Below are 11,722 nucleotides of genomic sequence, written 5' to 3'. Positions count from 1 at the left end.
GCATCACCTTGCTAACACTGACCGCTACAATCTATCAGCGGTGCGGTAGGAATCGATATGGAACTGCTTGCTAGGGGTATTAATACATCTAATGCGATCAATGTATTCAGCTACTTGATGGGGTCATTGGCCTGATCAGCTTATATTATTTTGCTGATGGTCAAATCAAGTATGTTGGCAAATAATAAATCAAATTGTAATGAATGTGCGCAATAAATTGTCTTTTAATTCATTAATTTTCTTAATGAACATGACTGGGTTAGAAGCTATTCACACTTTGGTGAGGGCAGATTGATGCGATATAAGAATGATGAATAAATATACTCCCCATTTTTCCATATAAAACATGCCTTATTGCGCATATTTTATGTGGGGATTGAATTAATACTATATGGGAGTATATTTTTATTTGTTCAGTGCGCAATCTTGGATAGGAAGCGCTGCCAGTGACCAGCGCCTAGCCATTGGTCACCGGAGTTGTTGTGCAGTGGTTTGCGCTACTTTTAGTTTTTTTGGTGTTTAGGTATTTTTGCTGTTTTTTACAGAGCTGTACGCAAAGAAAACAGTTCCGGAAATAACACGACATCAAGCATTTTGCGCAGGTAGCTGACGCCAGCGGTGCCGCCTGTGCCGGTTTTAAAGCCGATGATGCGTTCAACCGTGGTCACGTGACGGAAGCGCCAGATGCGGAAAGCCGTCTCCATATCCACCAGCTTTTCTGCCAGCTCATACAATACCCAATGCTGCTCAGGTGTCTGGTAGACCTGCAACCACGCTGCTTTGACCGACTCATTTGCAACCACGCCTTGAGTCCAGTCCTGATTCAGTCGCGCAGCATCAATCGTGAATCCCTGACGCGCCATCAGCATGATCGCTTCATCATAAATTGATGGTGCCAGCAGAGCTGCGTTCAATGCGGCATGCGCGTCAGGATTGCTTTCGTGGACACTGAGCATGTGCGCGTTTTTATTCCCAAGCAAAAATTCCAGTTCGCGATATTGATGCGACTGGAAGCCGGACGAGTTGCCGAGGTACGGGCGAACGGCTGTGTATTCGCTGGGTGTCATCGTTGCCAGCACATCCCAGGCGTGGACGAGTTGATCCATGATGCGAGCAACACGCGACAGCATTTTAAAGGCCGGTGGCAGATCGCCAGCACGCAATTGCGCACGCACGGCATGCAGTTCATGCAGCATCAATTTGATCCAGAGTTCACTGGTTTGATGCTGAATGATGAAGAGCATTTCGTTATGATTAGGCGAGCGCGGATGCTGTGCATTGAGGATTTGATTCAGCCCGAGATAGTCGCCATAGCTCATGTCGCTGCTGAAATCCATTTTTGCCCCATGCCAGGACATAGGACATTTTGCCTGGCTATCGCCATTGTTATTGTGCTGATCTTGAGTGCTCATGATGGTCGCTTAAGGAATGTATTTATTATTGAATGACGTATGGTCTGATGATCCCGCAGATATGGCGTACTCGCTGGCAGCCTGCATGTCAGGTAACCTCATTGCGTTCACCGCTAAGTGAATAGGCTTTGCTATCGAGGATGTCACGCAGACCTTCGGCTGCATCCCAGACATCGCTGAAGCGGGTGTACAGAGGGGTAAAACCAAAGCGCATGATAGCCGGCTCGCGGTAATCACCGATGATGCCGCGCGCAATCAATGACTGCATCACGGCATAGCCATGCGGATGCGTAAAGCTGACCTGACTGCCGCGGCGCTCTTGTTCGCGCGGGGTGACTAATTGCAAGGGATGCGAGGCGCAGCGACTTTCTACCAGCTCGATAAACAGATCGGTGAGTGCCAGCGATTTTGTGCGTAATGCTGCCATCGTCGTCTTACCAAAAATTTCTAAACCGGATTCCACCATTGCCAGCGAGACGATAGGCTGAGTGCCGCAGAGCGCACGCCGTATGCCGGGCGTACCACTAAAGCTAGGCTGCATTTCAAACGGTTTCGCATGCCCCCACCATCCCGACAGCGGATGCGAAAAGACTTCCTGGTGGCGTGTTGGTACCCAGATAAAGGCCGGTGAGCCTGGTCCGCCGTTCAGATATTTATAGGTGCAGCCGACAGCGAAATCGGCTTTAGCGTCATTCAATTGCACCGGCACTGCGCCAGCGGAATGCGCAAGATCCCATAACATCAGCGCGCCTTGCGCATGAGCATGTGCGGTGATCGCTGTCATGTCATGCAGATAGCCGCTACGATAATTCACATGGGTCAGCATTACCAGTGCAGTGTGTTTATCGATGGCCTTGTGGAGTTCTTCGGGAGTATCGACCAGCCTTAACTGATAGCCGCGATCCAGCCAGCGCGTCAGTCCTTCTGCCATATAAATATCGGTGGGGAAATTACTGCGCTCCGTGACAATCACTTTTCGTTCTGCACTGGCAGGATGACTGGCCTGAATATGCAGAGCCGCCGCGATAGCCTTGAATAAGTTAATCGATGTCGAATCGGTGACGACGACTTCGTTCTGGCGCGCACCGATCAGGGGGGCGAGCAGATTCCCCAGCCGTGACGGCAGATCAAACCAGCCCGCGCTATTCCAGCTTTTAATCAGATCCGTCCCCCATTCCTGACGTATCACTTGCTGGGCGCGGCTTGCTGAAGATTTTGGCATGGCACCGAGTGAATTGCCATCAAGATAAATCACACCGTCAGGCAAATCGAATTCTTGTCTTAGTCCGGCCAGTGCATCTTGCGCATCGAGATTCAGGCAGTGGTGGCGATCAATGGTAGTCATAGAAAAATCAAAGTGGAAGTGAACGGAGAATGGCGCGTACCGGGCTGGCATCGAGTCCGGCGAGTTTCAGCGGCAGGGCAACTAATTCGTAATCGCCAGCGCTGACGTCATCCAGCACGATACCCTCGAGTATTGCCATCTGATGCTGTTGAACAGCCCAATGGCAATCCATGGTTTTAGAGGTTTGCGGATCGAGTGAGGGACTATCGATACCGATCAGCCGCACACCATGTGTCGCCAGCAAGGCAATGGTCGCAGGTGCAATATGCGGAAAATGATCGTCCCACTGATCTTGCGGTGCTCTGAAATAAGTGCGCAGCAGAACGCGTGCTGGCGTTCCGTTTAACTGGGCAGCAATATGTTCAGGCTCCACTGTGGTACGGCCTATGCAATGGATAACGCGACAGTTGCCGACATATGTCGTCAGATCGACTTGATCGATCGCGACACCCGACGCATCGTAATGCGATGGCGCATCACAATGCGCGCCGGTATGGGTGGACATGCTGATTTTGCTGACTTTGACCGGGCAGCCATCTTCAATTTGCCAAGTGGTATCCGACGCATACGCCGTGTCGCCGGGCCAGACCGGCATCCCGCTTCGCATGGTCGGTGTGATGTCCCAGATATGTGAGTCAGGCCTTGCTTCGGTGGCGGACATGAAATTTCCTCGATGCTGTTGATAAGAATAATTTTATTCTGAAAGTAATGATGAGTTCTTGCAAATTGCAATAGATAATTACATTTTTGTAGAATAAACTGCGAATAAATATGCAATTATTGATGGAATATGTGAAATGCAGCTAGACGCGACCGATATTAAGATTTTGCACTTCCTGCAGAGCGAAGGGCGTATCAGTAATCAGGATCTGGCGGATAAGGTATTTTTGTCACCATCGTCTTGCCTGAGGCGGGTCAGGATGCTGGAAGAGGCCGGCATTATTAGTCGCTACAGCGCGGTGCTCGATGCGACAGCGCTGGGTCTGGAAGTCGATGCCTTTGTGCAGGTGACCATGCGGCGCGATGTCGAGCAATGGCATGAAAATTTTTCAGCCGCGCTCCAAAGCTGGCCTGAGGTTGTCGGCTCTTACATTATTACCGGCGATGCAAATTATTTATTGCGGGTGAAGGCGCGCAATCTGAAGCATTACTCCTCTTTTGTGCTGGAGCGTTTGTACAAAACAACCGGCGTTCTGGATATTCGCTCCAATATCGTATTGCAGACCTTGAAAGATACGAATGAGATCGCCACAGGTTTGCTGCAATCTGATAAGTAATTTGAAGGTGGGAGAGGGACAGCATCCACAAAGTAATACCGCTGTCGCGATTGAGCTGTACCGCCGATTACACGTCAAATCACAACCCACACCATAAGCCAAGCCAAACCTGAATCAGGCTCCAGCCCAAGGAAGATTTTTTTGGCACCAGCCGCCGATGGATTTGCGGTGGCCATCAGCATCTTTATCCCCTTCAAACCCTTCCAAAATGTCAAAGCAGGCGGTGTAGCCATGCTCTGTTGCGAGCTTGGCAGCATGTCTGGAGCGGACGCCAGAGCGGCATAGAAACAATAAGGTAGCTGTCGTATCAGGAACTACAGCGTGTAATTCAGACATAAAGTCCGGGTTGGGTATGCCGCCCGGATAAGTGCTCCATTGCACCGCTTTGTGCTGCACTTCTGGTAATACCACTCGCCCCACCCAATCGCGTTCCGCATTGGTGCGGACATCTATCAGTACCACACCAGTGCCTGTTTGCAATAAGGAAAACGCTTCTTGCGGCGTCACAGCACCCGCATAGGGCAAACCTTGTTCCTGAGCGCGTTGACGGGCAATAGCGATGAGTTGAGTTGTCATAATAAAATGTGGATTGGTGAATGTGAGCCGACTGATTATGCATGATACCCACAATATTCAGCTGCGGAATCTGGCGCAAAAGGGTATTTTATTCTCTCTCCGCCTATGGGATTGATTGTTCCACATTAAAACCAAATGCACCAAAAAAGATCAATGGCACATTATTTTCCATGAATTGAGTTAATTTGGTGCAATAAGTTAAATTTGCGTAAAAATGGTGCGTTTTCTAGGTTTGCGATTTTTTGACGCACTGTCTCTTGAAATTGAAAAGTGTCTAGAAAACAGAGGTTTAGCGCTTTTATTCCGAACTTTGCGATTGTGCAGAGGATGGCATGGATTCTGCTATTATCCCCGGTGAGTTTTGCTAATGGCTTGGTGTACTATAGTTATGCGATTTTTTTATCCTGAACGTCCGATAAAGACAGTCAGGGCAGGAAAATCAGCTTGGAATCACAGGTTCAGAGCTAAGTTGGTTAGCAGACCGCTCAGCATCTTACGAATTTATTTTTAGCTCTATTTGAGGAGTTTCACATGGCAATGACAGCCGCAGAAGTCTTGAAAATGGCGAAAGACAACGAAGTTAAATTCGTTGATTTCCGCTTTGCTGATACCCGAGGCAAAGAACAGCACGTGACTGTTCCAGTTTCCCAGTTCGGTATGGATAAATTCGAATCTGGCCACGCATTTGACGGCTCGTCTATCGCTGGCTGGAAGGGCATTGAAGCATCTGACATGTTGCTGATCCCAGATCCAAATACCGCCAATATCGATCCGTTCATGGAAGAAACTACACTGTTCATGCAGTGCGACGTGATCGAACCAGCTGACGGCAAAGGGTATGACCGTGATCCACGTTCCATCGCCAAGCGCGCAGAAGCGTATCTGAAATCCTCCGGCATTGGTGATACCGCTTACTTCGGCCCAGAACCAGAATTCTTCATTTTCGACAGCGTACGCTGGAAAATCGATATGTCTGGCTGCTTCGTAAAGATCGACTCTGAAGAAGCGTCATGGACAACAGGCGAAAAACTCGAAGGCGGCAATACTGGCCATCGTCCAACCGTTAAAGGCGGCTATTTCCCGGTTCCTCCGGTCGACAGCTTTCAGGACATGCGTTCTGAAATGTGCCTGATCTTGGAGTCCCTTGGTATTCCGGTTGAAGTGCATCACCATGAAGTAGCTGGTGCAGGTCAAAACGAAATCGGTACCAAGTTCTCTACTCTGGTAGAGCGCGCCGACTGGACACAAAACCTGAAATACGTTGTCTGGAACGTGGCGCATACCTACGGCAAAACAGCGACTTTCATGCCTAAACCTATCGTTGGCGACAACGGTTCTGGTATGCACGTGCATCAGTCAATCTGGAAAGATGGCAAAAACCTGTTCGCAGGCGACGGCTATGCTGGTTTGTCTGATTTCGCTCTGTACTACATCGGCGGTATCATCAAGCATGCCCGCGCTCTGAATGCGATCACGAACCCAGGCACTAACTCCTATAAGCGTTTGGTACCAGGTTACGAAGCACCGGTAAAACTGGCTTACTCTGCTAAGAACCGCTCTGCATCGATCCGTATTCCTTACGTTGCGAATCCAAAAGGCCGTCGTGTTGAAGCACGCTTCCCAGATCCTCTGGCGAACCCATACCTGTGCTTCTCCGCATTGATGATGGCTGGTCTGGACGGCGTTCAGAACAAGATTCATCCGGGCGAAGCCGCATCCAAAGATCTTTACCATTTGCCGCCAGAAGAAGACGCACTGATCCCGACAGTCTGCCATTCTCTGGAACAGGCTCTGGAAGCTTTGGATAAAGATCGTGAATTCCTGACGCGCGGTGGTGTGTTCAGCGACAGCATGATTGATGCCTACATCGAACTGAAAATGCAGGACGTACAGCGCATGCGCATGACGACACATCCTGCTGAATTCGACATGTACTACTCTCTGTAATTTTTTAAAAAATACAGAATCCAAAAAACGGGGTAATTACCCCGTTTTTTTTCGTCTTTTTAGTGGATAAAGACACTTTTTCCTCGCTTGTTACGGATTGTCACATGTAAGTTCCCGATAAGCGTACGTGGCAATTGTGCTATGAGCCTGCTTGGAATACACTAAAGTTGTTAGTGACCAAACCTTGACAAAATGAATCAACTTTTACGTCGTGCAATTTTCGCTGCTGTCGCACTCAGCTCGCTCGCTTCTTCGGCGTCGTTTGCGCTTGCTGATGGCGATGTCTATTTGTGTGTTGATGAGAATGGTAAAAAAGAATACAAAAATACCGGTGAAACCAAAGGGTGCAAGCGGGTAGAGCTTCCAGGCATTACGGTGATACCAGCCCCTGTCTTACCAAAAAAATCCACAGCCAAAGCCGCATCATCTCCCGCTGACTTTCCTAAGGTGGACGAAGGCACCCAAAAAGCGCGTGATTCAGATCGCCGTCAGATTTTGCAAGATGAATTAAAAACAGAGGAGCAAAAGTTAGCGAATCTGAAGAAGGACTACAACAACGGTGAACCAGAGCGACGTGGCGATGAAAAGAACTACGCCAAATATCAAGAACGCACCATAATGATGAAAGATGATATTAGTCGCACCGAAAAAAACATCGAAGCACTGAAACGAGAACTCAGTAATTTGAAATAAATCTTCAAGGACTGAAAAATCAGCATTTCAGGCATGATGCTTGCGTAACAAGGTCGCACTATGCGGCCTTTTTTTATGGATCATTTTGACTACTTCTATGACCTCGTTTGCCGGACTTGATTTGCTGACATCTGCCGTAATTGTGCTGGATGTCGATAGCTGTATCCTGTATGCGAATGCCGCTGCCGAAAGTATGTTGGACAGCTCGGCAAAATCTTTATCCCATTTAAAATTAACGGATCTTTTTCTCAATGGTGAAGAGTTATTAACCGTGTTCGAGCAGGCAGTTGCGCATCAGTTTGCCGATAAGCGGCAAGACCTGACACTGGAGCGTGCAGGCCGCGAACCTTTGCACGTGCACAGTATTGTGACGGCACTGGATAACCCTGCAACGCCAGTATTAATTGAACTGCGTGAAAACGTCCAACAGCTAAAGCTAGACAGAGAAGAGCGCATGCTCGATCAGAGCAAGGCAAACAAAGAGCTGATACGTAATCTCGCTCATGAGATCAAGAATCCCCTTGGCGGTATCCGCGGCGCAGCCCAATTACTAGAGCTGGAATTGCCCGAGCGTCAGTTAAAAGAACTGCGTGAATATACCCAGGTCATTATCAAGGAAGCAGATCGTTTGCAGACGTTGGTAGATCGTTTATTGGCGCCACATCGTTTGCCGCACATCGTCGGCGACGTCAATATTCACGAAGTCTGCGAGCGCGTGCGCAGTCTGATTTTTGCTGAATTTCCTCAAGGCTTGAGTATTAAGCGTGACTACGATTTATCGATACCAGAATTCCGCGGCGATAAAGAACAGTTGATTCAAACGGTGTTAAACATTGCCCATAACGCGGCACAGGCCTTGAGTGAGCGGATTCGACACGGCGATGCTGAGCTGACTTTCCGGTCACGCGTTGTGCGTCAGATCACGTTGGCCAAGGTGCGCTACAGGCTGGCATTAGATTTGCATATCATCGATAACGGACCAGGCATTCCAGCCGAAATTCGCAATCGTATTTTTTATCCTCTGGTATCTGGGCGGGATGGCGGTAGCGGATTAGGACTGACTTTGGCACAGACTTTCATTGAACAACATATGGGGGTCATTGAGTGTGAAAGTCGACCGGGATGCACGGATTTCCGCATTTTAATTCCACTACCTTAAAGCAGGTAACTGGAAAGCCGGAATATCACAAGTGTTCCGATCTAATGGCTTATTTTTCTTACGCAGGATGTAAAACGATTATATGAAACCAATCTGGATAGTTGACGATGATGATTCCATTCGCTGGGTGCTTGAGAAGGCGCTAGCACGTGAGAATCTCGCGACCAAGAGCTTCACGAACGCACGTGATGCGATGACAGCACTGCAAAGTGATACGCCACAAGTATTGGTGTCTGATATTCGCATGCATGGCGCGTCAGGGCTGGAGTTGTTGCAAGTCGTTAAAGCAAAATATCCGGGATTGCCCGTCATCATCATGACGGCATTTTCTGATCTGGAGTCGGCAGTAGCGGCTTTTCAGGGGGGGGCGTTTGAGTATTTAGCCAAGCCATTTGATCTGGATAAGGCCGTTGAATTGATACGCCGTGCGCTGGACGAAAGTCTGCGTGAATCCAATGTTGAACAGAACGTTTCTGAAACGCCGGAGATTCTTGGACAAGCACCAGCGATGCAGGATGTATTCCGCGCTATTGGCCGCTTATCTCAATCGAATGTGACCGTGTTGATCACCGGTGAATCAGGTAGCGGTAAGGAATTAGTCGCACGTGCGCTGCATAAACACAGCCCCAGATCTGCTCAGCCTTTTATCGCCTTAAATACGGCAGCTATCCCTAAGGATTTACTGGAATCAGAATTATTTGGTCATGAGCGCGGCGCATTCACTGGTGCGCAAGCAACCCGGCGCGGACGCTTTGAGCAGGCCGAGGGTGGCACGCTATTTCTCGATGAAATTGGCGACATGCCCTTTGATTTGCAGACACGATTATTACGCGTCCTGTCTGACGGGCATTTTTATCGTGTAGGCGGTCATCAGCCCATGAAGGCGAATGTGCGCGTGATTGCAGCAACCCATCAGAATCTGGAGTCGCGTGTAAAAGATGGCCTGTTCCGCGAGGACTTATATCATCGCCTCAACGTGATTCGGCTGCGCTTACCTAGCTTGCGTGAACGCCGTGAAGATATCCCCTTACTGACCAAGTTCTTCCTAGCCCAGAGTGCTAAGCAATTGGGTGTGGAAGTGAAGCGCATGTCAGAAGCAGCGTTGCAGTTTTTATCTGGACTGGAATTTCCCGGCAATGTCCGTCAGTTAGAAAATTTGTGTAACTGGATCACGGTCATGGCACCCGGCCAAACGGTAGAAGTTCCTGATCTGCCTCAGGATCTGATCCCCGCAGCTAGTCAACTCGTATCACTGAGTTCGCCAAGTCAGGCCAGCGATATGCAGGCGCGTCATATGGAAGCGAATTCAGCAAATCCAGGGACTGTTAACAACGGTCTGAATTTTGCGAACGGCAGTATGCCTGAGGCACAAAGTTCGCATAAAGCGGAAAGCTGGATGAGTTTATTAGAAGCGGAAGCGACTGCGATGCTGACCCAGGGGCAATCTGAGGTGATTGATAAATTGGGAAGAAGCTTTGAATCCATCGTGATTAAAGCCGCGTTGAAACATACCCATGGCAGAAAAAACGATGCGGCAATCCGGCTGGGAATTGGTCGTAATACGATTACCAGGAAAATTCAGGAACTCGGCATTGATGGTGCAAAAGACGAATAACGTACCAATCGATGGTTTTTATTTTTAGTCGTAAATAAGTACTCAGGCTGCGGCTGCCGATAATTCGGTAGCCGCAGCTTTTTTATGGAGTGTTGATGATGTCCGGTTTGCGTATGGTCAGTCTTGATGATGCAGAAGCTATCTGTCGTATCTATAACTATTACGTAGCGAACAGCACGATTTCTTTTGAGGAGGAAGAGGTTGGTGTAACAGAGATGACGCGCCGGATTCTGGACATTACCAATGAGTATCCGTGGTTAGTGCTTGAGAGGGACGGAATGGTGATTGGCTATGCATATGCGACTAAGTGGAAGCCAAGATCAGCCTATCGATTTTCAGTAGAATGTTCTGTCTACCTCTCGAATGATGCTGTCGGGCAGGGCGCAGGTACTCTCTTGTATGAAAGTTTGTTTGAACAGTTAAGCACGCTAGGTGTTCACAGCGTCATCGGTGGCATTGCTCTGCCTAACTCCGCCAGTGTGGCCTTACATGAGAAGCTAGGTTTTGCCAAAGTCGCCCATTTCTCTGAGATTGGTTTTAAAAAAGATCGTTGGGTTGATGTCGGCTACTGGCAAAAAGCGCTTTAATACAAAATATATTTTGTTGCGAATGCCATGTTCGTGACATATGTCATAAAAAAATTGTTTTCTTTGATTAAGGTATCAGAGTATTATTTTCCATAGTGAATGCGATTTGCCCCTGCGCTCACTTCCCTTGAAGGATTCTAACGGTCTTCTTCGTGCATATAAAATCAATTAAGAGCTGTAACAGTATCGATACTGTCGCACACTGTCTTTAAAGGAGATGCTATATGAATTTCGACGCACTTTTCCAGCAACAAAATGCATTGCCAACTATTCCAAAAGTGGTTCAGGAAGTCATCGATAGCTTCAATAACGAGGACGTGTCGATCGATGAGATTGCGAAGAAACTCTCCGCAGATCAAGTGCTTAGCGCCAAATTATTACGGCTGGCAAATTCCTCTTATTATCATGCATCCCGTAGTGTCGGCACCGTTGATGATGCGGTGCTGATGCTGGGTTTTATGACAGTACGTACTCTGGTTGTCAGCAGTGGATTGACTGGTGGTTTTAAAGCGATGCCAGGCGTGGATTTGAAAAAATTCTGGCGTTACAGCTTGCATACCGCGATCATCGCAAAATGGCTGGCGAAACAGTTAAAAAGCAATTCTGATTTTGCTTTTACCGTCGGGATGATGCATGCGATCGGTCAGCTTGTTATGCATGCGGCCATGCCAGAAAATATGCTGCAAATAGACAAAGTGGCGAGTCCATATGATTCGCGCCGTTTGGACGTAGAGCGGACTTCTTTCAACTATAACTTTTCAGATGTCGGTGCCGAGCTGGCAAAACGCTGGCGCTTTCCTGATAATTTTGCCTCAGTCATACTGGCGTTTCCAGAGCCTTTATCGGCAACGGTTTTTGAACCGATGGCTGCGGTGATCCATCTTGCCGCGTGGCGTTCCCGGGCTCTGGAGAATAATTATTCCGACGAAGAGTTACAAGCCACGTTCCCTGAAGATGTCGCTAAAAAACTCGGCATTTCAGCAACAGTCATACTCAACGATATGCCACCAATTGCAGAGTTAAGTGAGGGCATGGAAGATTTAATCGCTTAAGGTATTGACGGAATCTTATTTTCCTCAATCAGTTAAGCGATCTCAGCAAAATTGTAGAT

The 11,722-nt window shown here is 48.4% G+C and carries 11 protein-coding genes; 7 read left to right on the top strand and 4 right to left on the bottom strand.

What is annotated here, in order from left to right; translation table 11 throughout:
* Positions 1–539 precede the first annotated feature (539 nt).
* The 3 genes from kynA to kynB form a co-directional block, all read right to left on the bottom strand.
* Positions 540–1,412 carry a tryptophan 2,3-dioxygenase gene (gene kynA, locus ACO0K3_RS05050; protein ID WP_422982505.1) on the bottom strand — a complete coding sequence of 291 codons (873 nt, stop codon included), beginning with the start codon at positions 1,410–1,412 and terminating at the stop codon, positions 540–542.
* An 88-nt stretch (positions 1,413–1,500) separates the two neighbouring features.
* The gene (kynU, locus tag ACO0K3_RS05045) at positions 1,501–2,757 is read right to left on the bottom strand and encodes a kynureninase (protein ID WP_422982503.1); all 1,257 of its coding nucleotides are present in this window, start codon (positions 2,755–2,757) and stop codon (positions 1,501–1,503) included.
* Positions 2,758–2,764: 7 nt separating this feature from the next.
* Complete coding sequence (gene kynB / locus ACO0K3_RS05040) at positions 2,765–3,418, bottom strand: arylformamidase (protein ID WP_422982501.1); 654 nt, start codon at positions 3,416–3,418, stop codon at positions 2,765–2,767.
* Between the two features lie 136 nt (positions 3,419–3,554).
* On the opposite strand from kynB, the gene ACO0K3_RS05035 reads away from it, so the two are divergent.
* Positions 3,555–4,034, top strand: coding sequence for an Lrp/AsnC family transcriptional regulator (locus ACO0K3_RS05035; protein ID WP_422982499.1), 480 nt, complete (start codon positions 3,555–3,557; stop codon positions 4,032–4,034).
* 114 nt (positions 4,035–4,148) lie between these two features.
* Here ACO0K3_RS05035 and ACO0K3_RS05030 read toward each other — a convergent pair whose 3' ends face one another.
* Positions 4,149–4,610 (bottom strand): rhodanese-like domain-containing protein, encoded by a 462-nt coding sequence (locus ACO0K3_RS05030; protein ID WP_422982497.1) that lies wholly within the window; start codon positions 4,608–4,610, stop codon positions 4,149–4,151.
* Between the two features lie 531 nt (positions 4,611–5,141).
* On the opposite strand from ACO0K3_RS05030, the gene glnA reads away from it, so the two are divergent.
* From glnA to ACO0K3_RS05000, 6 genes are all read left to right on the top strand, one after another.
* Positions 5,142–6,557 carry a type I glutamate--ammonia ligase gene (gene glnA, locus ACO0K3_RS05025; RefSeq protein WP_422955455.1) on the top strand — a complete coding sequence of 472 codons (1,416 nt, stop codon included), beginning with the start codon at positions 5,142–5,144 and terminating at the stop codon, positions 6,555–6,557.
* 192 nt (positions 6,558–6,749) lie between these two features.
* Complete coding sequence (locus ACO0K3_RS05020) at positions 6,750–7,250, top strand: DUF4124 domain-containing protein (RefSeq protein WP_422982495.1); 501 nt, start codon at positions 6,750–6,752, stop codon at positions 7,248–7,250.
* A gap of 97 nt (positions 7,251–7,347) precedes the next feature.
* Positions 7,348–8,409, top strand: a complete 1,062-nt coding sequence (gene glnL / locus ACO0K3_RS05015) for a nitrogen regulation protein NR(II) (RefSeq protein ID WP_422983162.1) — start codon at positions 7,348–7,350, stop codon at positions 8,407–8,409.
* An 82-nt stretch (positions 8,410–8,491) separates the two neighbouring features.
* Complete coding sequence (ntrC, locus tag ACO0K3_RS05010; RefSeq protein WP_422982493.1) at positions 8,492–10,024, top strand: nitrogen regulation protein NR(I); 1,533 nt, start codon at positions 8,492–8,494, stop codon at positions 10,022–10,024.
* A gap of 95 nt (positions 10,025–10,119) precedes the next feature.
* Positions 10,120–10,611: an arsinothricin resistance N-acetyltransferase ArsN1 family B gene (locus ACO0K3_RS05005; protein ID WP_422982491.1), complete on the top strand. Its 492-nt coding sequence runs from the start codon at positions 10,120–10,122 to the stop codon at positions 10,609–10,611.
* A gap of 224 nt (positions 10,612–10,835) precedes the next feature.
* Entirely contained in the window at positions 10,836–11,663 is an 828-nt protein-coding gene (locus tag ACO0K3_RS05000) for an HDOD domain-containing protein (RefSeq protein WP_422982489.1), read from the top strand.
* Positions 11,664–11,722: the final 59 nt, after the last annotated feature.

It is taken from the genome of Undibacterium sp. Rencai35W (genome assembly GCF_049340185.1).
In the GTDB taxonomy this organism is placed as follows: Bacteria; Pseudomonadota; Gammaproteobacteria; order Burkholderiales; family Burkholderiaceae_D; genus Undibacterium.
Note: the sequence above shows the minus strand (reverse complement) of the source record. Positions and strands in the feature narration are given on the sequence as shown.

Excerpts from the sequence above, each read along its gene's own strand:
- ACO0K3_RS05035 (WP_422982499.1), top strand. The coding sequence starts at position 3,555 with ATGCAGCTAGACGCGACCGATATTAAGATTTTGCACTTCCTGCAGAGC.
- ACO0K3_RS05000 (WP_422982489.1), top strand. The coding sequence starts at position 10,836 with ATGAATTTCGACGCACTTTTCCAGCAACAAAATGCATTGCCAACTATT.
- glnL (WP_422983162.1), top strand. The coding sequence starts at position 7,348 with ATGACCTCGTTTGCCGGACTTGATTTGCTGACATCTGCCGTAATTGTG.
- kynU (WP_422982503.1), bottom strand. The coding sequence starts at position 2,757 with ATGACTACCATTGATCGCCACCACTGCCTGAATCTCGATGCGCAAGAT.
- kynA (WP_422982505.1), bottom strand. The coding sequence starts at position 1,412 with ATGAGCACTCAAGATCAGCACAATAACAATGGCGATAGCCAGGCAAAA.
- ACO0K3_RS05030 (WP_422982497.1), bottom strand. The coding sequence starts at position 4,610 with ATGACAACTCAACTCATCGCTATTGCCCGTCAACGCGCTCAGGAACAA.
- kynB (WP_422982501.1), bottom strand. The coding sequence starts at position 3,418 with ATGTCCGCCACCGAAGCAAGGCCTGACTCACATATCTGGGACATCACA.
- glnA (WP_422955455.1), top strand. The coding sequence starts at position 5,142 with ATGGCAATGACAGCCGCAGAAGTCTTGAAAATGGCGAAAGACAACGAA.
- ACO0K3_RS05005 (WP_422982491.1), top strand. The coding sequence starts at position 10,120 with ATGATGTCCGGTTTGCGTATGGTCAGTCTTGATGATGCAGAAGCTATC.
- ntrC (WP_422982493.1), top strand. The coding sequence starts at position 8,492 with ATGAAACCAATCTGGATAGTTGACGATGATGATTCCATTCGCTGGGTG.
- ACO0K3_RS05020 (WP_422982495.1), top strand. The coding sequence starts at position 6,750 with ATGAATCAACTTTTACGTCGTGCAATTTTCGCTGCTGTCGCACTCAGC.